This is a genomic window from Aneurinibacillus thermoaerophilus, assembly GCF_900099925.1.
Classification (GTDB): Bacteria; Bacillota; Bacilli; order Aneurinibacillales; family Aneurinibacillaceae; genus Aneurinibacillus; species Aneurinibacillus thermoaerophilus.
In genome coordinates, this window is record NZ_FNDE01000022.1 from 22,199 (window position 1) to 47,979 (window position 25,781).

Annotated in this window: 24 protein-coding genes, 1 pseudogene and 1 riboswitch; of the genes and pseudogenes, 6 read left to right on the forward strand and 19 right to left on the reverse strand. The window is 44.5% G+C overall.

All coding sequences use genetic code 11. The annotated features are described in order from the left end of the window. Positions 1-15 precede the first annotated feature (15 nt). Both BLR88_RS11645 and BLR88_RS11650 read left to right on the forward strand, forming a co-directional pair. Positions 16-291: a DUF3055 domain-containing protein gene (locus tag BLR88_RS11645; RefSeq protein WP_057897744.1), complete on the forward strand. Its 276-nt coding sequence runs from the start codon at positions 16-18 to the stop codon at positions 289-291. Positions 292-365: 74 nt separating this feature from the next. After that, complete coding sequence (locus BLR88_RS11650) at positions 366-659, forward strand: hypothetical protein (protein ID WP_236781960.1); 294 nt, start codon at positions 366-368, stop codon at positions 657-659. A 108-nt stretch (positions 660-767) separates the two neighbouring features. On the opposite strand, the gene BLR88_RS11655 is transcribed toward BLR88_RS11650, so the two are convergent. Continuing rightward, positions 768-1,214 carry a YutD family protein gene (locus BLR88_RS11655; protein WP_082705874.1) on the reverse strand — a complete coding sequence of 149 codons (447 nt, stop codon included), beginning with the start codon at positions 1,212-1,214 and terminating at the stop codon, positions 768-770. Positions 1,215-1,356: 142 nt separating this feature from the next. On the opposite strand from BLR88_RS11655, the gene BLR88_RS11660 reads away from it, so the two are divergent. Further along, a complete protein-coding gene (locus tag BLR88_RS11660; protein WP_057897743.1) occupies positions 1,357-2,325 on the forward strand; it encodes a YhcN/YlaJ family sporulation lipoprotein in 969 nt (322 codons plus the stop codon). A gap of 54 nt (positions 2,326-2,379) precedes the next feature. On the opposite strand, the gene lipA is transcribed toward BLR88_RS11660, so the two are convergent. Beyond that, positions 2,380-3,246, reverse strand: coding sequence for a lipoyl synthase (lipA, locus tag BLR88_RS11665; RefSeq protein ID WP_057897742.1), 867 nt, complete (start codon positions 3,244-3,246; stop codon positions 2,380-2,382). Positions 3,247-3,434: 188 nt separating this feature from the next. Here lipA and BLR88_RS11670 point away from each other — a divergent pair, with 188 nt between their 5' ends. Together BLR88_RS11670 and BLR88_RS11675 are read left to right on the forward strand one after the other, a co-directional pair. Continuing rightward, entirely contained in the window at positions 3,435-4,460 is a 1,026-nt protein-coding gene (locus BLR88_RS11670; RefSeq protein WP_091260734.1) for a M23 family metallopeptidase, read from the forward strand. A 21-nt stretch (positions 4,461-4,481) separates the two neighbouring features. Beyond that, positions 4,482-4,958, forward strand: coding sequence for a L,D-transpeptidase (locus BLR88_RS11675; protein WP_057897740.1), 477 nt, complete (start codon positions 4,482-4,484; stop codon positions 4,956-4,958). 49 nt (positions 4,959-5,007) lie between these two features. Here BLR88_RS11675 and BLR88_RS11680 read toward each other — a convergent pair whose 3' ends face one another. From BLR88_RS11680 to BLR88_RS11720, 9 genes are all read right to left on the reverse strand, one after another. Beyond that, a complete protein-coding gene (locus tag BLR88_RS11680; protein WP_091260736.1) occupies positions 5,008-5,556 on the reverse strand; it encodes a class I SAM-dependent methyltransferase in 549 nt (182 codons plus the stop codon). A gap of 67 nt (positions 5,557-5,623) precedes the next feature. Beyond that, entirely contained in the window at positions 5,624-7,144 is a 1,521-nt protein-coding gene (locus tag BLR88_RS11685; RefSeq protein ID WP_057897738.1) for a carboxypeptidase M32, read from the reverse strand. An 87-nt stretch (positions 7,145-7,231) separates the two neighbouring features. Next, a complete protein-coding gene (locus BLR88_RS11690) occupies positions 7,232-9,190 on the reverse strand; it encodes a methyl-accepting chemotaxis protein (protein ID WP_091260739.1) in 1,959 nt (652 codons plus the stop codon). A 253-nt stretch (positions 9,191-9,443) separates the two neighbouring features. Then, a complete protein-coding gene (locus BLR88_RS11695; protein WP_057897736.1) occupies positions 9,444-10,757 on the reverse strand; it encodes a phytoene desaturase family protein in 1,314 nt (437 codons plus the stop codon). Positions 10,758-10,983: 226 nt separating this feature from the next. Beyond that, a complete protein-coding gene (locus BLR88_RS11700; protein WP_057897735.1) occupies positions 10,984-12,288 on the reverse strand; it encodes a pyrimidine-nucleoside phosphorylase in 1,305 nt (434 codons plus the stop codon). Between the two features lie 25 nt (positions 12,289-12,313). Continuing rightward, the gene (locus tag BLR88_RS11705; RefSeq protein ID WP_057897734.1) at positions 12,314-13,543 is read right to left on the reverse strand and encodes a NupC/NupG family nucleoside CNT transporter; all 1,230 of its coding nucleotides are present in this window, start codon (positions 13,541-13,543) and stop codon (positions 12,314-12,316) included. Positions 13,544-13,941: 398 nt separating this feature from the next. Continuing rightward, complete coding sequence (yunB, locus tag BLR88_RS11710) at positions 13,942-14,685, reverse strand: sporulation protein YunB (protein ID WP_057897733.1); 744 nt, start codon at positions 14,683-14,685, stop codon at positions 13,942-13,944. Positions 14,686-14,875: 190 nt separating this feature from the next. Continuing rightward, positions 14,876-15,496 (reverse strand): S-layer homology domain-containing protein, encoded by a 621-nt coding sequence (locus BLR88_RS11715; RefSeq protein ID WP_057897732.1) that lies wholly within the window; start codon positions 15,494-15,496, stop codon positions 14,876-14,878. A gap of 280 nt (positions 15,497-15,776) precedes the next feature. After that, the gene (locus BLR88_RS11720; RefSeq protein ID WP_057897731.1) at positions 15,777-16,241 is read right to left on the reverse strand and encodes a C40 family peptidase; all 465 of its coding nucleotides are present in this window, start codon (positions 16,239-16,241) and stop codon (positions 15,777-15,779) included. 7 nt (positions 16,242-16,248) lie between these two features. Then, a riboswitch (cyclic di-AMP (ydaO/yuaA leader) is annotated at positions 16,249-16,380 on the reverse strand. Between the two features lie 484 nt (positions 16,381-16,864). Between BLR88_RS11720 and BLR88_RS11725 the strand changes: the two genes are divergently transcribed. After that, on the forward strand, positions 16,865-18,058 hold the full coding sequence (locus tag BLR88_RS11725; protein ID WP_057897730.1) for an MFS transporter: 1,194 nt from the start codon (positions 16,865-16,867) through the stop codon (positions 18,056-18,058). A gap of 277 nt (positions 18,059-18,335) precedes the next feature. Here the strand turns inward: BLR88_RS11725 and BLR88_RS11730 are convergent, their stop codons facing one another. From BLR88_RS11730 to BLR88_RS11765, 8 genes and pseudogenes are all read right to left on the reverse strand, one after another. Further along, positions 18,336-19,733, reverse strand: coding sequence for an FAD-dependent thymidylate synthase (locus BLR88_RS11730; protein WP_057897729.1), 1,398 nt, complete (start codon positions 19,731-19,733; stop codon positions 18,336-18,338). Between the two features lie 24 nt (positions 19,734-19,757). After that, a complete protein-coding gene (locus tag BLR88_RS11735; protein WP_057897728.1) occupies positions 19,758-20,849 on the reverse strand; it encodes an HD-GYP domain-containing protein in 1,092 nt (363 codons plus the stop codon). Positions 20,850-20,961: 112 nt separating this feature from the next. After that, a complete protein-coding gene (locus tag BLR88_RS11740) occupies positions 20,962-21,264 on the reverse strand; it encodes a YunC family protein (protein WP_057897727.1) in 303 nt (100 codons plus the stop codon). 73 nt (positions 21,265-21,337) lie between these two features. Beyond that, positions 21,338-21,595, reverse strand: coding sequence for a DUF6154 family protein (locus BLR88_RS11745; protein WP_057897726.1), 258 nt, complete (start codon positions 21,593-21,595; stop codon positions 21,338-21,340). 156 nt (positions 21,596-21,751) lie between these two features. Next, positions 21,752-23,194: a bifunctional metallophosphatase/5'-nucleotidase gene (locus tag BLR88_RS11750; protein WP_057897725.1), complete on the reverse strand. Its 1,443-nt coding sequence runs from the start codon at positions 23,192-23,194 to the stop codon at positions 21,752-21,754. An 11-nt stretch (positions 23,195-23,205) separates the two neighbouring features. Next, positions 23,206-24,021 carry a sulfite exporter TauE/SafE family protein gene (locus BLR88_RS11755; RefSeq protein ID WP_091260741.1) on the reverse strand — a complete coding sequence of 272 codons (816 nt, stop codon included), beginning with the start codon at positions 24,019-24,021 and terminating at the stop codon, positions 23,206-23,208. Positions 24,022-24,406: 385 nt separating this feature from the next. Next, on the reverse strand, positions 24,407-24,832 hold the full coding sequence (locus tag BLR88_RS19040; protein WP_139184965.1) for a hypothetical protein: 426 nt from the start codon (positions 24,830-24,832) through the stop codon (positions 24,407-24,409). A 347-nt stretch (positions 24,833-25,179) separates the two neighbouring features. Then, positions 25,180-25,334: pseudogene (locus tag BLR88_RS11765) on the reverse strand (small, acid-soluble spore protein, alpha/beta type). Positions 25,335-25,781: the final 447 nt, after the last annotated feature.

Sequence of the window (25,781 nt, forward strand, 5' to 3'; positions counted from 1 at the left end):
ATGGGAGGCAAAAATATGTCACAACATGGAGATTGGACTTTTCTTTATGACCATAAGGAAGAGACTACGACACGATATGTAAGCTTTATCGGGGAAGAAGGGCGCTACGATATCGCAATTATTAAAACGAAAAACTTCTACGGCAAAAGCCTGGTATTAAATATTCTTACTCACCGGATGGCCATTCTCGGTCAAAAAGATCTGGACGAGCCAGGTTATCTGGAAGAAGCCTTCAATATGACAGAAGAGGAAGCCAACGAGCTGCGGGAATTTTTGCGTTTAAGCATCTAATTTTCCTAGAATAAATTATGAGACGTTGGCATGATACTACCTTTATCCTTTATTTTATGAAGGAGGGGGTTTTCTTGTCTGCCAAAGAACCACTATCTGAGAAAAAAGAAGAAATGTTTGAACCTCTAAAAACGGAAGCGAGCGTGATCCATACACATTACCCGGAGGAATTCCCGGAAGGATCTTATGGCACCGCCGCGTTCTCCCATCCTTTCCTCGGTAAAGAATCCTGGGACACCGGCGAAAAAGCTGAATCTGCGTTCACATACGAAAACCGTTCCTTCCACGAAGGCATTCCGCGCCAAGATCCGGGCGCGCACCCGACGCATGATAATCCGGGCGAGAATGAAGAGCCGATGCTCGAGTAAAAACAAATAAAAAAACTCACGGGCGTTTCCGCCCGTCCTTTTTTGCAACGGAGAAACGGCTAACAAAAAAGCGGAGCGCCGCATCGACGATCCGCTTGTTCCTTATTCTTATTGTACTGTCATTTTTTCCTTGCCTTCCTTCAGTTTGCGGCGAGAGCGCGCACGACGTCTTGCTTCGCGTCGCTTCCCTTCTTTGCCTTTGGTCGTTTTTCCTTCCAGCCTCTCTGCCGATTCTTCCCCTTCCGGATCATCAATTTCTTCCACTTCTGGCAGATGATCTGCTTGCTTTACTTTTTTCAACAGAAAATACGCGCATCCAAAATTGCAATACTCCATAATATACTCGTCGAAAAAGCTAATTCGCGCGTCAAAGGGCGCTTTACGGTTTGTGTCTTCAAAAAAACCTTTCAACCGAAGCTGACCGTATCCCCAGTCGCCCACGATATAGTCGAACTTACTTAAAATGTCACTATACCGTTCTCTGAACGCTTCCTGGTTGAACCCGTTTTTATTTTCCTCAATTAGCTCGTAGACCTGATCCTGGACCCGTATCACTTCAGTTGCCTCCTCTCGGGCCATCAGTAATATGCATGGTGGCGCGCGTCTCCTATTTTACCACAATTTTTGGCGTTGCACACAAAATTCCCACGAAAACTCCCCAATCCTGCGGGCAACCTACAGGATAGGAGGTGGTACAATGAAAAAAATCTTATCCGTACTTTCTGTAGTAGGTCTTGCTGTTTCGCTGGCCGCTTGCTCTCCGGCAGCGGATAATACGCGCACAAACCAATACCGCCCACTAAGCGTTGGCCCTAACAACCCGCCCGGTACGATCTACCGTTACCACAATGTAGGGGACGGCCGCTACGATACGTACCGTAACGGTATCATTAAAGATCAAACAAATTACCGCCCGGGTGTACTGCGCGATTCAAGGGACAGAATGCTTCGCACACAAGGCCTGAATGATATGGGAATTAATAACAATGGGCAGCGCGTATACAGTACGGGTAAATACGGTACGAATACCATTGTAGGTAACAATGCATATCCGTATTCCATTTACAGACCAGACACGAAAAACTATAACGTGGGAACCCGTAGCAACCAGCCGACCATCGGCTTCGTCCACCTCGGCGACAACCAAGCCGGTAATGGCCGTACGTATAACGGTATGGGCGTGCAAAATTACAACGCACCAAACGGTAATACCTTGTATCAGGGTATACAAGCTAACTATGATACAGCTACACCAAACGTATACGTTGACCGCCAAATGCTGGCTTCCGCCGTCGCCAAGGTCGCCAAACAAATACCCGGTGTAAAGCGAGCGACTGTGCTTACGACTGATAACCAAATTTTTGTGGGCTGCGATACATCCGGTCTAAGTCCATCTGCTGCGCAAACAATACTGGAAAAAGTACAAAAAGGTTGCGAAAACGTATCTCCACGTTATTATAAAGTGTACACAACGAACGATCAAAACACCATCGACAAAGTATACAAAAACGCGATGCAAATGGGCACAAAAACCGATCAGGAGTTCGAACAAATGATTGGTCATAAAGCCAATTCCATGCATAACCTCTCCACAAATACCGAAAGCAATAAATCCAGCAGCAGCAAATCTGGAAAACCAATGCGTACGCATCATATGAAGAAATAACGCAACATAAGCCCTTCCGCATCCTGCGGCAGGGCTTGTTACATTGCTTCCGATTCACAATGCTTTAGCAGCCGACTCTACCTGTTCGTGCGCATGGTATGAACTGCGTACCAATGGGCCGGACTCTACATGCTTGAAACCTCGCTTCATTCCTTCGTCTTTTAACTGTGCAAACTCGTCCGGATGATAAAACTTCTTCACTGGCAGATGTTTCGGCGTCGGCTGAAGATATTGTCCGATAGTCAATATATCTACATCCACACGTCGCAAATCGTCCATCGTTTTCAGAATTTCCTCCATTGTTTCCCCAACACCGATCATAATGCTTGACTTTGTTGGAATATCCGGTTGGAACTCTTTTGCCTTAGCCAGAAGTTCCAGCGTGCGGTTATATTTCGCTTTCGAGCGAACACGATCTGATAGACGTTCTACCGTTTCAATATTATGGTTTAAAATATCCGGTCTGGCATCCATAACAACTTTCAATGCATCCCAATTGCCAAGAAAGTCTGGAATCAACACTTCCACACTGCAGAGTGGCATACGTTTTCGGATCGCTTTAATCGTCTCAGCAAAAATAGACGCTCCGCCATCTTTCAAGTCATCGCGGGCTACAGACGTGACGACCACATGTCTCAACCCCATCTGTTCTGTCGCTTCCGCCACGCGTTCCGGCTCAGCCAAATCAAGCTCCGTCGGAAGCCCCGTTTTTACGGCGCAAAACCGACAAGCACGAGTACACAAATCACCAAGGATCATAAACGTTGCGGTCCGATTGGCCCAACATTCATATATATTCGGACAGCGCGCTTCTTCACAAACTGTATGCAACGTTTTGCCGCGCATCATTCGTTTGAGCTCTTTGAAGTTTTCACCCGTATTTAGTTTAATTTTTAGCCATTCTGGCTTTCGTTCTGACATGAAGCGCTCATCTCCATTCTCTTATCAAGTTCCTCTTCCCTATTGTAAAAAAGCCCAAGCACTAAAGCAATCCAAACCTGCTTCCAATGGGTTTTATTGTCATATTCTTCCCGTTCCTCCCGTTATAAAATCAGTGCCTTTGCACACACTAAGGCCAAGATATAAACACGTTATCACGGGAGGGCCATATGTGGTGTAAAAGAGCATTTCTACTTATTATCGTCTGCATCCTTTGCCTTATTCCTGCCCCCGTATGGGCTGCTTCTCACGGTTCTGCGGAGGCAGAAGCACGTGAAAGGCAACTGCTGTTTGAGCATATGCAAGCCATCACCGGCGTGCCTTGGTATTATCTGGCCGCCGTCGACCAATATGAGCGCAGTATTCACAAACATGTGAAAAAGAAGGGAAAAAATGTCTCACCTGAAGCAAAGCAGCGTAAACTCGGCATCGTTTTTTCTCCTGAAATCTGGAGCGGTTTTCTGAATCCAAATCCGGAGGATACATCTCCGTCGACCATCTCATTTTTCGGCGGTCTTGGCAAAGACGGAGACGGAGATGGCAAAGCAGACCGAAACAATGATCTTGATGTCGCATATACCATGGCCAGTTACCTAACGGAGTTCGGCTTCACAGAGGATGATATTCGCATCGCACTTTGGCAATATTACACACGCGACAAAAACGTCGAGATCATTTCCAATCTCGCCACTATCTACCAGTACTACAACACACTGCATCTGACCGGCAGCGCTTTTCCAGTGCCGCTTCATTATAATTACAGCTACCGTAGCACCTGGGGTGATCCGCGCGGTTGGGGCGGACGGCGCATCCACGAAGGAACCGATATTTTCGCTGGGTACGGTACCCCCGTACGCGCTACCAAGCACGGTATTATCGAAACAATGGGCTGGAATCCATACGGAGGCTGGCGCATAGGAATAAGGGATGTGGACGCCCTTTACCATTATTACGCCCATCTCAATGGCTTTAACAAAAAATTCAAAGTAGGTGATGTGGTCAAACCGGGAGACGTTATCGGTTATGTCGGCAGTTCAGGATACGGCAAGCCCGGTACATCCGGCAAGTTCCCGCCGCATTTGCATTACGGTGTCTACCGGGATAATGGCAAAACCGAATATTCTTACGATCCATATCCAATGCTAAAACGCTGGGAGAAGGAAGAATACAAAAACAAAAAGAAAAAGAAAAAATAAAGGGAAAAGGAGGAAGTGACGATGCGCAAATATTTTCCACTATGGTTCCTCTTTTCCCTATTATTTTACACAATCCTTATCTGTCCTGCTTCTGCCTTAGAAGATGAAGTGCATATCGAAATTAACAAAACAACCAACCGCCTGACCATTTTTCTGAACGATGTACCAGTGTATGTGTTTTCAGTCGCGACGGGCAAAAACAAAAATTTAACACCTGAAGGCGAATTCAAAATCGTGACAAAAGTAGAAAACCCGTGGTATCTGCCAAAGAACGTGCCTGGCGGCAGTCCACAAAACCCGTTGGGTACAAGATGGCTCGGGCTCAACATACAAAACACCGGCGGGTATAAATACGGGATTCATGGGACGAATAATCCTGCTAGCATCGGCCATCATGTCAGTCAAGGCTGCATCCGCATGCAAAATAAGGATGTCGAATGGCTGTACAGCAACATTCCAATCGGAACCCGAGTCATTATCAAAAGTAATACGCCCTAGCCAAACTCCGAAAAAAATCTGCCCTGCCAGTAAACGCAGGGCAGATTTTTTACTGTTTGTGGCAGAAATATACAAAGGCTGGGAGAAAATTTAATGGTACATATTGAATGGAAATATGATTAAACTTTCGTTTTAAATGCTTTCGCATCTGCAACGAAAACTGGAACATGATGAAATCGCCGCCTGGCTTTAGATGGCTGTGAACCATATCCAGCAACTGTTCGATTTGTTGAGCCGAAAACCAAGAAACAGGCAAGGCCGATACAATACAATCAAGGTGCTCTATGTTTCGTTCCTGCATTACTTCAGGAAGATTAAAGGCATCCGTGTATATCCGCAGATGTGGAAATTGCTCCTGTAAATGCCGATTCAGGTTTTCCTCGTTTTCAAATACGAGCAGCGATTCAATGGACGGACATTTTCCATCCAGCGCCTTTGTCAGCACCCCTGTACCCGCGCCTAGTTCTGCAACGATCCGCGGCTTCCTTTCATTAATATAGCTCGTAATATGTTTCACGAGGAACGGGGAACTCGGAATAATGCTGGCCACTTGGAGAGGGGAGCGCAGAAAGCTTTTAAGAAAAAGAACTTTATCCATATTCTTTCTTCATCCTTTGCCCCAAATTTATTTATATCATAATGTAACAAAACGAAAAAAAGTTGAATTATGCAAGCTCATAGACATCTGTATACTTTTTCTCCAAATAAGCGATTAAATAAGTGGCATTGATTCCTTCGCCGGTCGCTTCTCTGATTATTTTTGCCGGAAGCAACATTTTACCGTGGCGGTGCACTTTCTCCTTCATCCAGCGCGTAATGATGCCAAACTCACCCTGGCGCACTGCTTCCCTGTAATCTGGAATATCCCGGGAAAGCGCTGCTTCCAATTGTGCCGCGTAAATATTGCCCAGTGAATAGGTAGGAAAATATCCGAAATCTCCCCCTGACCAGTGTACATCCTGTAGCACGCCTTGTGCGTCATTAGGAGGCGTAATGCCTAGGTAGTCGCTCATTTTTTCCGCCCATGCTCCAGGCAAGTCAGCCACCCGTAAATCACCGGTAATCAGCGCCTTCTCCAGTTCATAACGCAGCATAATATGTAAATTGTATGTCAACTCGTCGGCTTCAATCCGTATAAGCGACGGTTGTACCTGATTGACCGCTCGGTATACCGCATTCACAGAAACGCCGGCGAATGGCCCCGGGAACATGGCGGCCGCTTCCGAATAAAAGCAACTCCAAAACGCTTCGCTGCGCCCTATTATATTTTCCCAAAAACGGGATTGCGATTCATGGATACCCATGGATGCACCTTCCCAAAGCAATGTCCCGGCCAATTCAGGCGCAATGTTCTGCTCGTATATCGCATGTCCGACCTCGTGGATAGAACTATACAACGCCATTTGCAAGTCATGCTCGTAGATCTTCGTCGTGATCCGCACATCCCCAAGATTAAGTCCGGTCGAGAATGGATGGGCGCTTTCATCGAGCCGTCCAGCAGTAAAATCGTAACCGATTTTTTGCAATACAAACTTGCTGAACTCACGCTGAGCCTGGGCCGGGTAATGCTTCCGCAAGAAGGAAGTATCCGAAGGCTTGCCGTTCGCCTGAATTCTTTCCAACAATTCCACCGATTTTTTTCGCAAATCAGCAAACAACGGATCGATCATTTCAACTGTAACTCCCGGTTCATAACGATCCAGAAGCGTATTGTACCGATGACCTTCATATCCCCAAATATCAATGAATTGGTTTAGATGATCAATGATCTGCTCCAGATACGGCTGAAACGCCACAAAATCGTTGTTTCGCTTTGCTTCTTCCCAGATAGCCTGCGCCTTCGCCGTCAGCACCGTATACGCTTGAAACAAATCCGCCGGAATGCTTTTATTTTTGTCGTATTCCTTTTTTAGCTCTCGCACCATTGCCTGTGTTACCGGGTCCAATGCTTCATACGTATCTGTATCGGAAAGGTTATCCAGCATCTCGCCCATTTCCGGAGCAATGCCAAGTTTAAAAAGCTCTGTGGACAGCATCCCGATAACTTCCGCCCGTTGTTCTTTACCGCGCACAGGAGCGCACGTCATTACATCCCAACTCAATACTGCGACCGCTTCTTTATAGTCAGCCATCTTTCGCACATACGTGCGAAACTTGTTCGTCATCTCCGCCTTGTTCTGCGCCATAGTTGTCCATTCCTCCCTGCCTGTTTTCTACTTATCATTATAGTAGGAAAAAGCCGTCAATCATATGACTGACGGCGTAAAAAACGGCTACAAAATAAATTTGCGAACCAGTCCATGCAATTCATCCGCCATTTTCGCCAATGAAGTAGAAGAAGCAGAAATCTCCTGCATAAACGCCAGCTGTTCTTCTGTTGCCGCGAACACGGTCTGAATGTCACCAGAGTTTGCGTCAATAATGCGTGACATCATTTCTACCGTAGCCGCAACCTCTTTGGTGCCGTTCGCCACTTCTTCCACCGCCGCCAGTACTTTCTGAAATTCGGTGGCCGATTCCGCAACAGACTTCTGGATTTGCGCAAATAATTGGCCAGCTTCATCTACAACCCGCATTCCATGTTCTACTTCTTGAGTGCCGGTGGTCATCGATTGGACAGCAGCTGCTGTTTCCTGTTGGATGGAATGAATAAGGGATGCAATTTTGCCGGCTGATTCCGTGGACTGCTCAGCCAATTTACGCACTTCATCAGCTACCACCGCAAATCCGCGGCCATGCTCACCAGCACGCGCCGCTTCAATGGCGGCATTCAACGCAAGCAAATTCGTTTGGTTTGAAAGCGTTGTAATCACTTCTATAATTTTCCCAATTTCTTGTGAACGCTGACTAAGTCCCTGCACCATTCCGGCTAAGCCCCGTACTGTCGCATCGATGGACTGCATCTGGCCCACTACCTGCTGAATCACCTGATTTCCTTTTATTGACATATCGTTTGCCTGAAGCGCCACAGCATTTACCGCTTGCACACGAGAAGCCATTTCCCGGGCATTCACAGACATTTCGTTAATCGTTCGTGCAGTTTTCTCTATCCCTTCCACCTGACGTTCTGAGCCGGCGGCTACTTCTTGCATCACCGAAGTAATTTGTTCGGTCGCCTGATTTGTCTGATCAGCGCTTGCGTTTAGTTGTTGGGATGAAGCGGCGAGCTGTTCTGATTTCTCGTGCGCTTCGCGGATCATTGCGGACAACGAATCCGCCATATAATTGAAGCTTTCGCCTAATTCGCCGAATTCATCGTTTGTATGTACCTGAATCCGTTCACGCAAATCCCCTTCGCTAATCCGATGAGCGATTTCTTTTATACTTCTCAGCGGTACCATAATAGAACGAATAACAAAGTAGCTTCGTAAAATTCCGTATAGTAGTGCAGCAATCAACACAATAAGCATAACAACGAAAATTGGGCTCGCTTCACTCTTCGCTTCATCCACACTTATCACACCGGCAAGTTTCCAACCTGTTAATTGATTCGTCGTAAAAAAGACATGGCTTTCCTGACCTTCCACCTCGTATTCAAAATCCCCGGAATGTGAAGCAAAAATAGGTTCAACCCCAGCAAAGTCAGCCTTTTCACCCGCTTTGTGTACCGGATGAGAAACAACTTTTTTCGCCTGATCCAGAATAAATGCGTAACCCTCTCTACCAATTTTAATCTGTTTAATATTGTCAGATAACGCTTTCAAATTTACATCTAGACCCACTACACCTCCTCCCTGTTGCAATGCAACAGAAATAGTGACGACGATATCCTTTGTTCCTGTATCTACATACGGTTCTGTAATAAACACTTTCCCGGGACTGTTCATTGCTTGCTTATACCAAATGCTGGTGCGGGGATCATATCCATCTGGAAGATCAAAAGGTGTAACTAGCATTTGTCCGTTTTTTAAGCCTACAAACGTGTGCAACATCTCAGGATGGAGCGACTGAAATGTGTTAATATTCTGCAACATTTGCGCTTGGTTTTCTCCAGATGTTCTCTCAAGCGTGGCGGCCAGATACTCAGCCTCCTTTATCGCAGGCTCTATCGTTCGGGTAATAAATTTATCCATTAATTCTATATTTTCTTTTGCACTGCGTACAATTTGTTCATTTACTTTCCGTTCTGCTGTCTTATAAGCGGTTATGCCAAGGACAAGCGTTGGAAGAAGCAAAAGGACGGCAAAAGCATAGATTAATTTGTTTTTAATTGTTTTTCGCACTTTTTTCATCACACTCTCCCCTATCTTCTATTTGGTAAATTCGTTTCATAATTTTATTTTTATCTAGGAATTAAGTTATCGGATTTTTTGTCTATAAATTTAGTCTTTTATAAGTTTTTTCTAACAAAGAAAAAAAGCCGCCTAAATAAGGCGGCAAAGAAAAAGGGGGAGAATATAGGGAGACACTTATTCCTATAACTACTTTTTATTCTTCCCCTTTTTACCCAGTTATAAACCTACCCCATTACGCTTTTTCGTTTTTTCATACGTAAGAATATTTTTGCAAGATGAGTTTGCTCGATTCATACGCACTGTGAAACGACAGTTCTGACAATTGCCCTTTGCCTTCGCACCAATCGCCCGCAAAGAATACATTTCGGTAATCCGGCAAATAAAGCGGCATCGGTTTCTGGGTCATCGTCCACTTAATCTCCTGCGCAGCGGCGCGCTTGGATACGCGTGGCACCACCAGCTGTTCACGCCAGCCGGCGAAGTGTTTATCATAAAGCGCTTCGATTTTTTCGTGATATTCCTGAATTTTTTCTTTATCTTTCAGATCTTCTTCTGTTAGGTATGCAATAGCCTGTAGTAATTGGCCGCCTTCCGGCACACATGTTTCGTCATAGTGTGAAATGTCGGTGATAAACATTTTATTCTTCTTATCGTAAATGTACGTGTATGGCACATCGATCCGCTTTGCTAAACCGACATCGTACACATATACATAACTCGGCTCATAGCTTGAGTATTGCTTAATAAAATGTTCGATTTTTGTACCTACTACAATTTTCTCCAGCTCTTTCGGCGGAATGCAAAACAGGAACTCATGGCCTCTGAACATCCCTTGTGTTGTCTGTACAGCTATCACGCGATCATTCTCTGCCTCCACCGCTTCCGCCTTTGCCTTCGTAATAATGGTACCACCATTTTCTTCGATAACGCGAACAAACTCATTAATAAGCGCTTGCCAGCCGCCGCCAATGTATGCAACTGGCTTGTTGGTTGTAAACAGGCGCTGATAATAATTAAAGAATACATCGGACGGAATTCGTTCCGGTTCCCGGGTAAAGAAGTTAGAGGAAGCAAGAGTTAACATCATATCCTTGACGTCAGGACTAATTTCTTTTTCCTCCATCCACTTTGCAATGGAGAGGTGCGGATGTCCTTTCTCCATATGCAGCATCGTTTTGAAAATTTCAAACGTGAATTTGATTTTACCCATGCTGTTCAATACGCAAGTGCTGAACAAACCTTGAATATTGGCAGGCACATCCGTTAATCTGTCACCGATGTCATATTTCGCCTTGTTGGGCTGAAAATCTCTCCAGTCGATGTGAATAGCTAACTCTTTCTCAAATTTGCGGAGCACGGAAGTATCGCGGCCATAAATCGCATGTGCACCAAAGTTAAACGCGAAGCCTTTAATTTTTAGCGTGACGGCCCTTCCACCAAGGTTACCGCGTTCTAATACAACAACTTTCTTTCCCTTCTTGGACAAATAAGCTGCGGCCGATAAGCCGGCCAATCCACCGCCTACAATAACAGCATCATAGTAGGTTGTTTCATGTGCTTCCATGTTGTTAACATCTCCCACTGTATGAGTTGATTTTACCCTAGATTGGTGTTGTTTTTATATTACCACCCAAGTACGTCATTTTACCTTCTTCAGATTAATTAGACAATAGCCTTTATATTATCAAATATGCTTTCGATGAAATAAAAAGCTGGAAATGTAAACACCCCAAAACCCGGTGGGCCCACAAAGAAGTCCTACGGTCTTTCCGCAGGACTTTTCCATATTTTTATGCACGGATTTCGTCGTAAATGAGCGGAGGAGCACTAACTGCATCTGGTGTAATTCTGTACGCATCCTCAATCATTCTCTTTACGTCGGCTATGTCTTCGCGATTGCTGTGAATCGCCACAAGCGGTTCACCTTTCTGTACGGTGTCGCCAACCTTTTTCCGCAGCACGGCGCCAACCGCCAAATCAATAGCTGAATCTTTGGTTGTACGACCTGCGCCGAGCAACATTGCTGCTGTGCCGATCCGGTCCGCCTGAATGGAAGCGATATAACCCTCTGCCGGCGCTGCCACTTCGAATACATATTTTGCTGTCGGCAATCTGGATGGATCATCGATAACTGAAGCATCTCCACCTTGAGCAGACAAAAATGTTTTAAACTTTTCAAGTGCCTGACCGTTCGCGATCGCTTCTTTTAATCTCTCTCTCGCTTCTTCCGGGCTTTGCGCTTTTCCTCCAAGATATACCATATAGCTGCCCAGCGTCAGGCAAAGCTCTTCCAAATCTTTTGGTCCATGGCCACGCAACGTATCAATTGCCTCTTTTACTTCCAGGGCATTGCCCACCGCATAACCTAACGGCTGGCTCATATCCGAAATGATCGCCATCGTCTGACGACCCACACGATTCCCGATATCCACCATCGCCCGCGCAAGTTCGCGCGCCTGTTCTAGCTCTTTCATAAGCGCACCGCTACCCGTCTTTACATCAAGGACGATAGCATCAGCGCCAGACGCGATTTTTTTGCTCATAATAGAACTTGCGATAAGCGAGAGCGAATTTACCGTCGCGGTAACATCACGCAATGCGTATAATTTTTTGTCCGCAGGAGTTAAGTTGCCGCTCTGTCCCACAACAGCGACTTTATTTTTGTTGACAAGCTCATTAAACTGTTGATTATCAATTTCTACATGAAATCCCGGAACTGATTCCAGCTTATCAATGGTGCCGCCAGTATGACCAAGACCACGCCCGGACATTTTGGCCACCGGCACGCCAAGCGAAGCTACCAGCGGGGCAAGAACAAGCGTCGTTGTATCCCCTACGCCGCCGGTGCTATGCTTATCCACCTTGATCCCCTCGATCGCTGACAAATCAATCTGATCGCCCGATTCCACCATCGCCATTGTTAAATGCGCTCGCTCCTCTTGTGTCATATCACGGAAGAAAATCACCATCGCTAGGGCAGACATCTGGTAATCAGGAATGTCGCCTTTCGTATAACCTTGAATAATAAAATCAATTTCCGCTTTGCTTAATTCTTTTCCGTCCCGCTTCTTTTCGATTAAATCAACCATCCTCATACGACAGACCTCCCTTTACTTTTCTTTACACAAGCATACCAGCCATTGCCGCACTTAACAGTGAAGCGAGCATACCGGCCGCCACGGCCCGCAGCCCGAGACGCGCAATATCCTGCCTCCGGTTCGGCGCTAGGCTTCCGAGCCCGCCCAAAAGGATCGCCATGGAGGACAGATTGGCAAAGCCGCAGAGCGCAAAACTGACAATCGCTACCGTTTTCGGTGTAAGATTCTTAATTTGCGGAGCGAAATCAGTATAGGCTACAAACTCGTTTAATACAAGCTTCTCACCAATAAAGCCTCCGGCCATGATCGCCTCAGACCATGGCACACCGACCGCAAATGCAAGAGGGGCAAAAATAAATCCGAGAATCTTCTGCAAAGATAATCCTTCGTAATGAAACCAGCCACCGATAATGCCCAATCCCCCGTTAATGAGAGCGATAAGCGCAATAAAAGCAAGCAGCATAGCTCCAATATTAAGCGCAAGGTGCAAACCGACGCTTGCGCCGCGCGCAGCAGCGTCAATAACGTTAACCGATTCCGAGTCCTCATCCATTTTGAACTCCAATTTGCTTCCCGGAGCGGTTTCCGGTATTTTCGTCTCCGGCACGAAAATTTTTGCAATCACAAGGCCGGCCGGTGCCGCCATAAAGCTGGCTGCCAGTAAATATTCCAATGGCACGCCAAGCAGCGAGTAGCCCACAAGCACAGAACCCGCCACCGAGGCCAGTCCACCGGTCATCACCGCAAACAATTCCGAATTGGTCATTGTCGCGATGTAGGGACGAACAACAAGCGGTGCCTCCGTCTGTCCGACAAAAATGTTTGCGGCAGCGGACATTGATTCCGCTTTACTCGTTCCAAGCAGCCACGACAACGCACCTCCGATAATTCGAATAATCAATTGCATAATGCCGAGATAATAAAGCACGGAAATCAGAGCGGAAAAAAAGATAACAACGGTTAATACCTGGAATGCAAATACGAAAGTAATTCCGGATTGGGGCGTATATAAACCGCCAAATAAGAATTTAACTCCTTCATTTGCGTAACCCGTAATTTCTGTAACGATCATCGTTAATTTTTCCAGCCACTTTTTCCCTGTTTCCCATTTCAGGACGATAAATGCAAATACTAGTTGAATCGCCAAACCACCCAGCACGGGCCTCAGTTTAATCGACTTTTTGTTATTAGAAAATAAGAATGCGATCCCGAGCACAACAAGAATCCCCAAGAGTCCCCATAACATGTTCACGCTATCCCACCTCTTCATTTATGTAATTTTATTGAATGAGCATTCATTCTTCTCAACATACTACATATGCTTTCTTTTGCCTAGTTTTCTATGCCAGCCTTGCCGCTTTCTCTTTATCCTTCCTTTTTATGCTGTCTGTTTATTCATCTTCTGTTTCCACTCTTACAACCAGCTGTGAAATCGCTTACATCCTTCTTTTCTATTTTACAATATATCACAATACTTTGTTCGATAGAATTATCTTAATTACCCATTTTATTCCTAATCATAAAGACAAAAAAAAATCCACTGCCGTTCTTGCAGTGGAAAAATAAGGGGGAGAAAGAGAGAGAGAAAAATTTTTAAAGCTAATAATTATATTATTCCCAAAAATGATTTTGGCTAAACCTATGCATCCACTATTTCTGAATTTCTATGCTATTGGTTTGTACAGGAGGCACGATACTGGGTGGTTGTACGCCCGGAATTTCGCTTCCTGTCGGCCGTCCTTTGCCGTCATAGTAAAATTGGGGCACATTTCCGACGATAAGCGCGTTTGAAACTGGGATTTCCATTTTTACAATCGCCGGCTGCGTTGCAAAAGGAATCACAATTTTTACCTTTGTCTGGATAATAATAACAACTGTAATCAATACCATGTTAATGCCTGCTTCTTTCATTCTCGGTTCCAATTCGACATGCACGCTTCCGAATGGTACAAGCGTAAGTGGCAAGTCGGGGCCTAGTTGTGCCAACAAATTGCTCTTCAGCGCCTGACCTAGCGGAAGTGTCTGCGGCACCTCTTCTAAGTTTTTCAACGCATGGGTCACATTTTCCATCGTGTCCAACGCAATACGCGTATATTCATTATGGTTAAAAATGGCGGCCTGGATTTTTCCCTCTTTATCTTCCTTTAGCTGCACAAGTTCTTTAAAGTTAACATCTTTAATTATTTTTTGACCGATAGCATCATGAATCACTTTGGTCGCTAGTTGCTCCGTCCGGATGCGGGCGATTTCACGAATGGCCGGCTCTATATTTTTCTCTATATAGTAGAATGTTTGAAAAGTAAGACCCAAAAAAATCAGGAGGGAAATTAAAAACATATATTTCGAAGGGATCGGGGAACGAACGTTTCTTCCGCGCCATCTCTTCCTTCCCATGTTTCCACCCCCTTGCTGCAATATATGCCCAAAGCCGGCAGTCTAGGACTAAAAGACATTCTATCCAGCACCGCTTTTACCAAAGTGGAGCGAACAGAATAGCTTCTTTGTGGAAAGCGGGAGCAAACAAAAAGCCTGAAAGCACCGCTTTCAGGCCGGAAGAAGTATAACGCCACAAAATATACCAATATTACTTTAGTTTACCATAGAGATATGCGCGCGCTTGTTCAATCAACACAGCCGCTTCTGCGCGTGTAATATATTTAGCTCCACGGAAGGTGTTATCCGTATATCCTTTCATCACTTTCTTGTCTACCAGAGCAGAGACGCTGCCGACCGCCCACACCGGTATTTGATTAAAATCATCAAGCTTTTGCGCGGTGTCGACTTTTGTCACATCCAGTTCTAGCAGACGTGCCATCATAACTGCCGCCTCAAAACGTGTAATGGGCTTATTCGGTGCAAACTTGCCCTGATATCCGGTGACATAACCTGCTTGATAAGCGGAAGCAACTTGCTGATAGAACCATTGATACTTATGCACATCGCTAAAATCAACAATTGCATTTTCATTGAACTTGCCAAACGCCTTGTTGGCCATTGTTACAAATTCTGCGCGGGACACTTGTTTGCCTGGTCTAAACGTTCCGTCTTTATAACCGGACACAATCCCTTCTGCTACTAATTTATCCACTGCGGGTTTCGCCCAGTAAAAGTTGTCGAAGTCTTTGAAGTTGGCCGCGGAAGCTACAGAAACCACACTTAGTGACAAACCCATAGCCAACGCTAGCTTGGTAAATTTTCGTTTCATGATGAAAACCCACCTTTCCCTTACTATTTTCATATAAATAAAGCCTGCTTACGCCGCTTTATTTCTACCAGTAATTTTTTATGTTATCACCATCCAATCTAACGTATCCTGATGGCCTTCGGAAGTTAGCAAACCAGTAAATATATGGTTCCCACTTAATTATTTTCTTCGAGCTAAATAACGTGTTTATGGGGGGCATCCGTAAAAAATTAAAAAACCCCCAACCGTCCTTATGGCAGTTAGGAGTTAATAGCAAGATGTATGTAAATAAATACTCCGCTTATTTCAAGATGCGCTTCGCGCCTACATAACGTTTTCCCCAGTAATATTTATCATTAATATCATTAATAGCAACACCACGGCCGCTGGAAGAATGAATAAATTTCCCGTCTCCAATATACATACCCGCATGTGTTACAGGAGCACGACGGGACGTCTTGAAAAATACCAAATCACCCGTACGTAACTGAGAACGAGAAACCGGTGTTCCTCTCTGATACATAGCAGCTGCCGTACGCGGCAAAGAAATCTTTTCTCTTTTGAAGAGATAATTCAAAAATCCGGAACAGTCAAAACCACTTTTGGTGGTTCCCCCCCACTTATAAGGCGTTCCTATTAAACTTTTTGCTATCTCCACAAGAGAATTTTCGGCTGCGGAAGCTGTACGGGTACCTATAGGCGCAAACAAAGCGCTAAGAGCGATTGTCCCAGAAATCGCAAATATCATAATTTTCTTTTTTTTCATAGCCTAGTTTTACTCCCTTCATGCCTACGAGGTTAGTTGACGGGTTAAGAGGAGAAGGTCTCTTTCCGCTTGCACGGATCCACCCCAAAAATAAATTGTCCCCCGTTCCACGTTACTGTGGATTCGGCAAGTAAAATTTTCTATATAATAGGCCACCTCTTATAATTAAGGAAATCTTTTTCTTTCTATCTCTTTCCACTAACAACGTTTACAGTTTATCGAATTATATCGAAAAAGAGAAGAATTAGAAGAAAAAGTTCACAATTTAGACACATTTTGTTGAATTTTTTTGCAACCTATCGAAATATATCTGTATATTAAGCTGATGTTTACTCGATATGAAAGGAAACGGGGCAAGCAACACGCTGCCACGGTCTATCCGGTATGCCTATCATGTTTGCGCCGTCTCTAGCATAGCAAAATGCGAAGGCTTTCTCTTCATGTTTTCCCCTCCCTTTCCCTCTCGCTCCTGCTCTTTCGATTCACTTTACGCAAACAAAAACCCCTGCTTCCTCTTGGTTAGAAGACACGTTTTCTGACAAAACCATATATATAATGAAAGGACATTCTATCGAGATTATCGTAAAATTACGGTAAAGCATTCTCAAAAAGGAGATGAGCATATGAAAGCTCCCTCGCGAACTGACGTTTCTCCCGCCCTTTGGACCCGGGATTTTATATTGACAACCGTATCGAACCTATTTCTGTTTACCAGCTTTCAAATGTTAATCCCAACGCTTCCTGTATATGTGGAGCAAAGCGGTGGCAACGAATTCTCTATTGGGCTTGTTATCGGGATTTTTACCGTATTCGCTCTGCTTGCTCGCCCGTTCGCCGGAAAAGCACTTGACACGCTCGGCAGGAGAAAAGTAATGGCTATCGGTCTGCTTATTTTCATTCTTTCGGTGGCAGGTTACTACTGGACAACAACCGTATTTCTTATTTTAAGTCTGCGAGTCATTCATGGCATCGGATGGGGAATTGCTACCACCTCCTTCGGAACGGTCGTCTCTGACATTATTCCGGCGCAACGACGTGGAGAAGGCATGGGATACTATGGCCTTTCTTCTACGCTGGCGATGGCGCTTGCACCGCTGTTTGGCATCTGGCTTGTAGAAAAAACCGGCTTCGGAATGCTGTTTTTTGTTTCTACATTGCTTGCTGTGATAAGCTTTCTGCTTTCCCAGATCATTCGCTATCCAGATGTTTCTGTTTTCGTTCCTTCTCCGGAGCCAAAACATCGTAACCGACTCGATGAATGGTTAGAGGTAAAGGCGCTATTTCCTTCATTTCTTGCAATAATGCTCGGGCTTACATATGGCGGGATTGTTACCTTTATTACGCTGTTCGGCAAAGAAGCAGGAATTACAAACGTAGGATGGTTCTTTCTGACTCACGCTCTCATGGTTATGATCGTCCGTCCTGTGGCGGGCAAACTGTTTGATCGGCGTGGACACGTATGGATCCTGCTGCCAGGGGCATTCTTCACAGCTGTAGGATTGCTGTTTTTATCTTATTCCAATAATTTGTTGTCACTTATTCTTGCTTCTGTATTCTACGGCATCGGGTTTGGCGCTATTCAGCCGACCTTACAGGCGTGGACGATTAACAGGGTGGCACCCAACCGGCGTGGCGCCGCCAACGGCACGTTCTTCTCCGGATTTGATCTGGGAATCGGCGCGGGTGCTATGCTGCTCGGCACCATAGCAACGGCAACCAGCTACGCGGTCATGTATCGTATTTCGATTGTATTCATGGGACTGTATCTTATAACATATTCGCTTTATCTGGCTAAGAGTGCAAAAAAAAGCGCCTAGGTTCTCATGTTAAGCAACTTATCCATTCACCTCTTCTTCCCGGGCTTGATTGATTTTTTGCGCGATTTTTCCTTTTGTACTGCAACAAAGCCGTTAAAAAGTGGAAAAGAGCACACAACTATCTTGTGTCTTAAGCGACCAAGATGTTTTGTGTGCTCCGCTTAGAGAACAGCTTTGCGATCGAGTTTACTTTTTAAGCAATTAAGCAACAGAAAGAAGGGAAAGTTCGTGAATAGCGAACGGACAAAACATGTAGCCCAACGCCCTAAGCGCTTTTTTATTTCTTCAAATGCCGATCCATCTCAAATCCAGGCAAAGAATGTTCCATATCATGGAAAATACGTTCAAGTTGAAAGGCCACGCTGCGAATTTCATCCTGTGCGTATTCTTCCTTACGCAGCGTCACGAAATGGGCCAGTCCGTACATGTTTGCATAAAACGGCAATCGGCGCGCGTTAGCGTTCAAGACAACATATGGCGCGATGCCAATTAAGCCGTTCTCCACCAATTCATTGTACAATCGGTGCGACTCTGCCCGCATAGTCAGCAATGTATTGATGATGCGCTCCGCTTCTGGCGTGCCGGATGCTTCCACTGCTTCTTGTGGAAGAATCAAGCCGTAACGCGTATCCGGAAGTTGAAGTGAAAAGTCGAACGCACGATGCCGGATAATCTGGTGATGACAGCCTTCGGAGCATGTCACCGCCACACGCTTACCAAATGCGCGCATGATGGCGGGAAGTTCGCTGAATCGGTTCATCTTTGCCAGATCGCCCAGCACCATATCATCCGAGCGTGTAAACGCAAGCGCTGCGGCGTCTTTCGTCACTTCCACAAACGGGCCGTTATACACCGGCAATGTTTCCGGTTCCTGCACACGACGCTGATAAAACTCTGCCATATAAGAGCAAAGATACGGCGTCGCTTCCGTATGGCTGATAAGCGAAGGCAGCACTTCGGTCGTATGCTTGCGAATTTTCTGCGCTATCTCCACCACTTCGCTGCTATACCCTTCATGTGATAGCATTTCCGCAATCGCGTCGGAAATGGCACGAGCATTGCCGGTGACAGCTACGTTTGATTTAGTGGCCAGAGGCAGCACATTGCGCGCATTTTCATACGCAAGCTTTTCTACAGCACTGTCTTTCATGCCAGGGTGTTTTGCTTTAAGCAAGGCAAAGAAAAGCGGAACAAGCTCTTCATATTTCCGAAAGCATTCTTTGCCAAAGGTGATATAGTGTTCCTTTAATTCTGGATGCTGATCCAATTCCCGCGGAACAACGAAGTCCTGCGGCTTCTGGTAGCGAAGGCTAAATTCCGTAAAAGATAGCCATTTCGCCGCCTGCACCGTTTCTAGAATTTCTGTAAACCAGCGAGATACACCTTCAATGCAGAATTGGGCAAAAGCATGCTCTTTAATGCTGGAATGACCGTAATCAACCCCCCACTTCTTCATGAAACCACCAGCATGTGCCGCCGATTCTTTAAACATCGAAATCATGTCAACATCCGGCAAATGCAGCATATCTTCTTTAATTAAATCGTACAAATTATCACGGAAGCTGCGCGGACTGCGGCTTACTTTCGCAAAAACAGTGCCGACAACTTCGGTCGGCACATTCTTAATCGCGTATACGTTATCTTCCGTACTTGTGACATAGTTCTCTAACTTCATATTTTGTTTCACCTCATCCTATAGCTACAAAATTGTATCACATTGCACAATCATCAGCGTTGATTCCCTAGCAAGATCAATCTCGTAGTATGGCTCCGCGCTGCTTCCATCCGGATTTTTAAGAATTCGTACAACCGGACGCCCCGGCAAATCCCGGTTATAATCTACCACAACGCCTGTAGCTCCGTTGCTCAGCGTCACTGCAAGCCCAACTGGGTAAATCGCTACTGTTTTGTGGAATGCTTCAACAACCTTCTTCTCGAACTGGGTTCCAGAACCTGTGTAAATTATCTCCATAGCCTTATGAGGAAGCATCGCACTGCGGTAGACTCTGTTGGCTGTCAAAGCGTCAAACACATCACATACGGCCAACAAGCGGGCATATTTATGAATGTTGTCCCCTTTTAACCCGCGCGGATAGCCTGTTCCATCCATCCGCTCATGATGCTGGTACGCGCAATGCGCGCTCAATAGCGGAATTCCCTGCTGATGGCGCAAATATTCAAATCCATATTCCGCATGTTTTTTCACCTGAAAAAATTCCTGATCCGTAAGCTTACCCGGTTTATACAAAATTTCGCGCGGAACCATTAGCTTTCCGATATCATGCAGCATTGCTCCCATACCGAGTTCGAGTAATTCTTTATCATTATAACCTAATTCTAACCCAACAGCAGTAGCGTAAATGGTTACATTTAAAGAATGGGCATAAACATAATGATCCTGTATGTACATATGACTCAAAAGTCCCATCGCCCTATGGTTATGCTTCAAATCACTAAGAATCGCTTCAAATGCGGTACGAAATGCGGCAAGTGTGCCGGGGGACAGGCGTGCCTTCCACTTCTGTTCCGCATGAATAATCTCATTAAATCCGCGATAAATCATTTTCGCCGCTATTTGCCTCGTTTCAGCCGAAACCGCTTCGTTCCTTTCAACATCCGCAGTTGCTTCATCGTGTATGTATAATGCATAAATTCCTTTTTGTTCTAACCTTTGAATCATACTGCCTGTCAGTATCATGTCGGTATTGAGCAATATAGTTCCCTGATCTGTGCAAATCGGCTGCGCCAATCTCATGCCTGGCCGGCAATGACGAATCGAGATTAATCTCATACTTCTTAACTCCCTATTACTATCTAGTCTCTTTTTCTCATTATACCTATCCAAAGGTAGGAAATATATTGTATAAATGACCTAAAAAAAACTTTCCTATAGGAAAGCTTTTTTACATCATTGCAAGTATCGCGTCTTTTCCTTTCATTCCCGGAACAATTCCCTGTTCAGCCGCCGCCGTAGTCACCGATTCAAGGGGCGCCTCTAACAATTGCTCAATAGTCCTCACGTCCAGCGCGCGGCCCGCAATAATTCCCCTGCTTGCCAGTCGTTCATTCAACAGGGCAATATCAAGTGCGCCACACATAATATATCCTTTTTCTGTCGTTATGATTAACAAATTCGTTTTCGGAAGCTGGACGGAGACCGCTGTGACCTGATGGCCATTCAACAGCAAAGGCCTCATCTCAATCATAACATTTTTTTCCTCCTTGTGCCTTTTCCTTTCCCTTAATACAATATGTCATCAGCCCAAGGAGAGTGACTCATTAATGATATCTTTGCTGTCTCAACGGTTCTGGACGAACGTCTCCTACACCTTCCTCGGCCATTTTCATTCGCAGCATTTCCATTAAATAAAGGCCAAGCATCTGATAAATTTCTGTTTCCTGCATCTCCTGAATCCACTGCAACAATTCTTCTTTGCTCTGCCCGTGAAGAAGACTCATTACAATAGCCGGAACGTCTTCTTCCTCTCCTACCAGTTTGTCGCGATAAAGGTTGTAGATATTATCGACTAACTTCATGAATGAAACTACCCCTTTCCTATCTGTCCGCCGGTACAGGCAGTTCTTTTTCTATATGCACATGACTTCGTACTTGATAAACTGATACACTTTTGCCGTTCATTGTCGTAGTATAAATATGGAAACATCAAACAAGATGTATATAGTATTCCCTGTTTACTCAGCATACCAATGCCTGTTCAACGATTTTTCCAGCGCTTCTTTCGTACGTAATTGCTTCTCCAGAACATCGCGCAAAAACTCAGGGAGATAAAATTTCGTTCCCAATCCTTTTTGGAAAGTAGGAAAAACAATCCCAAAAGTAAACATATCAATTGTTCCAACAGAATACAACTGTTTTTTCCGTAACGGGCGTCCTTGTACCTCTACTCGAACGATTCTTCGGCCTACCGGTGCCAAAGGATTGTAGTAAATATCGGCCCCATCCACACACAAACATCCAAGCACTTTGCCTCGGAATCCAAATCCCTGGATTTGTTTTTTTATAATTTCCTCATTTAGGGACTCTTCCAATATGTCCAGCAATTGCTCGCCTGTCAGTTTCATCCGGCAAGGATTAATCGGATGCGGACAAAGTGAAAGAATATCCTTACGGGTTATATTTCCCTTCTCAAGGGAAAACAAAAGTGTACCTGAATTGACAATTCCGATTTCTGCATCGACCCAAGAACGCAGTCCAGCCGCAAGCAAATTCCCCAGCGGTGATTCTTCTTCCCATGATACAGGAAGATCGTATTCTAAACGAGCAACGACCTCTCCCATAACCTGCTCAGCATGCCTTCTGTGCCTATCAACAATCCGTTCCACTTTCCCATCCGGTTTGTATAGGTGAGTGGGTAAACAACGGGCCTCAAGTTTACAAATCGTTTTTTTTAGCTTGTCATATGTAATCGTGACATGTCCTATATTCTGCCCGAACTTACCTGTCTGGCAAACAAGCGTATGGTTTATCCGTTCCCCTTCTGCAAGGTACGTATGTGTGTGGGCGCCCAGAATAACATCGATTCCATCAATATTACGGGCCATTTCCACGTCCCATTGATAGCCGACATGAGACAGCACAATAATGATATCAACATAAGGCCGAATGCTAGCCACCTGTTCGGCGACGACACGCGTGGGATCAAGCGTGATAAATCCTAATAGCTTATACACTTCGGGAAAAGAAGCGGTAACTCCAATCCAGCCAACCGTAAAATCACCGTACTTTGTAATCGTATAGGATCGTAAAAAAGGTGGAGGCTGTTTCGTTTTTGCATCCAGCAGGTTAGCACAGATGACAGAAAAAGCCGCGTTCCGATACAATTCATTAAACTTCGGTCTCGGAAATGTAAGTCCTTCATTGTTGCCGATGGTAACAAAATCATACCTGGTCTCATTCAATACGTCCACATTGACCTGTCCCCAGGTGGCTTCTGTTTGTAGCCGCATCCTGTCCATGTGGTCGCCCAAATCTACCGTAACGACGGGGTACCCTTGCTTTTGTAGTTCAAGCCGGAGCTGTTTCAAGCCTGTTGCGATGCGTGCCATCTCTTCAAAATGGCTGTGCAAATCATTCGTGTGCAATATATGCAAGGTGTTTTTTTTGTTTAGCCCCATACACTTCCCCCTTACACCAGTCCTTGCCAAAGCATGCGAACAGCGATCAGCAACAATACAAAACGAAGAATACGCTCAAGCCATTTTCCAGAAAGCTTGCGCGACAAGCGGCTTCCGAGATTTCCGCCAAGCCAGGCGCCAGGTGCGGTGGCAATAACTGCGCTCCATACAATATGTCCAAGCGTAATATGCGTTACGCTACCTACAAGCGAAGAAAGCAAAATGACAAACATGGATGTCGCCGCAGCCACATGAGGCGGAAAACGGAACAGCACAAGTAAAAACGGCACAAGCAATGCTCCCCCACCAATGCCAAATACACTGGATAGAATGCCGACCAAAAAAGCGATACCGATAGCAAGAGGTTTAGAATATCCATATGTATATACATGACCACTTATATCCGTGTATGTTCTTGTTGTTTTCCAGTGCCCATTTTTGGGCCGCAGTTTCGAACGGTACGTTAAGATGAACAACATCAACAACATGAACAGTCCATAATATATGTTAAAAGATTCTTTATCAAAAAAAGCGGATAACCAGGCTCCAATAACAGCGCCAGGCGCGCTTCCGAAAAAAAACAAAAGAGCGCTTGAAAAATCAATCAGCTTCTGTTTAGCGTAGCTGATGCTGGAAGATAAAGCTGTAATAATAATTAGTATCAGCGAAGTGCCGATCGCTAGTTGCGGCGTAATCTCGGGTGCCCCCGGAACAAGTTTCGACAAATAAAACAATGCCGGTACAAGAATAATTCCTCCGCCAAGCCCAAGCAAACTTCCGAACGTACCCGCTACCACCCCGACTAGCGTCAAGACTAACCATCCCATTTCTCAATCCACTCCACTCTTCATTACCTTCTTCTACGTCTGTGCTTTTTATTATCATATCACATAAAAAACTCCCAAACGAATCGTTTGGGAGTTTTTCTTCACAACACTCACGCCGATTAACCGATCGAGCCTTCCATTTCGAATGGGATGCCACAAACCCGTATACTTCCGCTCCTGGAATCCCTTCTTTCAACGCATGAGCGGCTGCCTCCTGTCATCATAACGCATTCAGTTTCAATAATAAACTAACCGACACGCAGCCAGGCATCGCTGTTTCAAGGAACTATTTGCTCTAACATTTCATGTAATACACACGCTTCCCTTTTGTTACATATTAACATGTAGCAAGGATGGTAAAAAATATTTCTATTTCATTAAGAAATCACATTTTATAGAATCTATAACCAGGAAGTTTGGTATCCTTAGTATGGTAGACATAATCGGGGTTAACTTCAATGGTAAAACCTTCTCTCAAACTGCCTGTAATTGTTCCCTCAGTGATATATTTACCGATTGACCCTCCCGATTGTGGATATCCTGAAACTACAATCCAATCGCCACAATTTTTGCATTTAAAGAATGTACCTGTGAATATATAGTCTCCAGTATTCTCATCTTTAACAACTGCTGTTCCTTTGGCTGCCATTCTATGAATACCATCACCATATGGGCAATCTCCCTCCTCAGCATGAGCATGATAACCTTGCCCTAACAAAAACACAGAAAATATCACAGAAAAAACAAAGGTAGACAATAGAATTTTTTCAATTTCATAATTACCACTTTCCTTCCTTTGAATTTTTAACATATAACTAATGGAAAGCTACGTAGCTATTCAATCTTAAATCAGGTACCTATCTATAAATTTAATATATTAAGAAAATAAGATCAAATATATTTTTACATATGATACAAAAAATGATAAATTTATAATAAATTGTAAATCTTTTATGTAAATACTATAAAAAAATCCACGTCACCCAAACAAACAGCAAGGTTCATAGCTATTTGCATGCTATTGTTTGTTTCCAGCTTCTTTTCTTTCAGATAAATAAAAAACCTCCCGGATTTTCCGAGAGGCTTATGACAAGTCCCAATACCTTGCGTATCACATACTATGCAATGTGGAGAGTTTTATTGTAGGTTTCTTCCATTTCATTGTTGCTCTGCCATTTGTACAAGACGCTTCGTAATCTCCCCACCTACAGAACCGTTTTGATGTGATGTTGTATCCGTCCCTAATACCACACCAAATTCAGCAGCGATTCATATTTCATTTGGTCTAGGGCGGCTCTTGCCTGTGGAGCCAGTAATTGTACGTGATGATTAAAAACGACGCATTAGCGCTGATGATTTCAATTTATCAAACACGATCATTAACGCTCAAACCACTCATAGAATATGACAATTACACATTTCATTCATCAAATAAAATCATAGAAAGTCAGTTCATTTAGGCACAAATTAGGCATAAGACTTCTTTGAAATCTAATTGTTTAAGTTAACGTTTTCTTATTTTAACTATCCAACTTAGTGTAGCCTATCCACCAATCTGTATTTTAAAAAAGAAAGAGGCTTTTAAAGAGACTCTTCCTTTTTCTAAGAACGTCGAAGGCATTTATATTTTTTTAAACCATAGTCGGAAAAATATTCTTAAATGCAAAAAATACAATTAATGTAACTGCTACCTGTCCCATAATAAGAGTTGCATACATTGCTCTTTTTTTCTTATCACTATTTTTTCTTTATTTTCAAAA

Bases quoted from the DNA above. Each gene is read 5' to 3' on its own strand.
- BLR88_RS11715 (WP_057897732.1), bottom strand. From the start codon at position 15,496: ATGAAACGAAAATTTACCAAGCTAGCGTTGGCTATGGGTTTGTCACTA.
- BLR88_RS11685 (WP_057897738.1), bottom strand. From the start codon at position 7,144: ATGGCGCAGAACAAGGCGGAGATGACGAACAAGTTTCGCACGTATGTG.
- BLR88_RS11670 (WP_091260734.1), top strand. From the start codon at position 3,435: ATGTGGTGTAAAAGAGCATTTCTACTTATTATCGTCTGCATCCTTTGC.
- BLR88_RS11740 (WP_057897727.1), bottom strand. From the start codon at position 21,264: ATGATTGAGATGAGGCCTTTGCTGTTGAATGGCCATCAGGTCACAGCG.
- BLR88_RS11690 (WP_091260739.1), bottom strand. From the start codon at position 9,190: ATGAAAAAAGTGCGAAAAACAATTAAAAACAAATTAATCTATGCTTTT.
- BLR88_RS11645 (WP_057897744.1), top strand. From the start codon at position 16: ATGTCACAACATGGAGATTGGACTTTTCTTTATGACCATAAGGAAGAG.
- BLR88_RS19040 (WP_139184965.1), bottom strand. From the start codon at position 24,832: ATGTTAAAAATTCAAAGGAAGGAAAGTGGTAATTATGAAATTGAAAAA.
- BLR88_RS11675 (WP_057897740.1), top strand. From the start codon at position 4,482: ATGCGCAAATATTTTCCACTATGGTTCCTCTTTTCCCTATTATTTTAC.
- lipA (WP_057897742.1), bottom strand. From the start codon at position 3,246: ATGTCAGAACGAAAGCCAGAATGGCTAAAAATTAAACTAAATACGGGT.
- BLR88_RS11725 (WP_057897730.1), top strand. From the start codon at position 16,865: ATGAAAGCTCCCTCGCGAACTGACGTTTCTCCCGCCCTTTGGACCCGG.
- BLR88_RS11695 (WP_057897736.1), bottom strand. From the start codon at position 10,757: ATGGAAGCACATGAAACAACCTACTATGATGCTGTTATTGTAGGCGGT.
- yunB (WP_057897733.1), bottom strand. From the start codon at position 14,685: ATGGGAAGGAAGAGATGGCGCGGAAGAAACGTTCGTTCCCCGATCCCT.
- BLR88_RS11680 (WP_091260736.1), bottom strand. From the start codon at position 5,556: ATGGATAAAGTTCTTTTTCTTAAAAGCTTTCTGCGCTCCCCTCTCCAA.
- BLR88_RS11660 (WP_057897743.1), top strand. From the start codon at position 1,357: ATGAAAAAAATCTTATCCGTACTTTCTGTAGTAGGTCTTGCTGTTTCG.
- BLR88_RS11730 (WP_057897729.1), bottom strand. From the start codon at position 19,733: ATGAAGTTAGAGAACTATGTCACAAGTACGGAAGATAACGTATACGCG.
- BLR88_RS11745 (WP_057897726.1), bottom strand. From the start codon at position 21,595: ATGAAGTTAGTCGATAATATCTACAACCTTTATCGCGACAAACTGGTA.
- BLR88_RS11755 (WP_091260741.1), bottom strand. From the start codon at position 24,021: ATGGGATGGTTAGTCTTGACGCTAGTCGGGGTGGTAGCGGGTACGTTC.
- BLR88_RS11735 (WP_057897728.1), bottom strand. From the start codon at position 20,849: ATGAGATTAATCTCGATTCGTCATTGCCGGCCAGGCATGAGATTGGCG.
- BLR88_RS11700 (WP_057897735.1), bottom strand. From the start codon at position 12,288: ATGAGGATGGTTGATTTAATCGAAAAGAAGCGGGACGGAAAAGAATTA.
- BLR88_RS11720 (WP_057897731.1), bottom strand. From the start codon at position 16,241: ATGAAAAAAAAGAAAATTATGATATTTGCGATTTCTGGGACAATCGCT.
- BLR88_RS11750 (WP_057897725.1), bottom strand. From the start codon at position 23,194: ATGGGGCTAAACAAAAAAAACACCTTGCATATATTGCACACGAATGAT.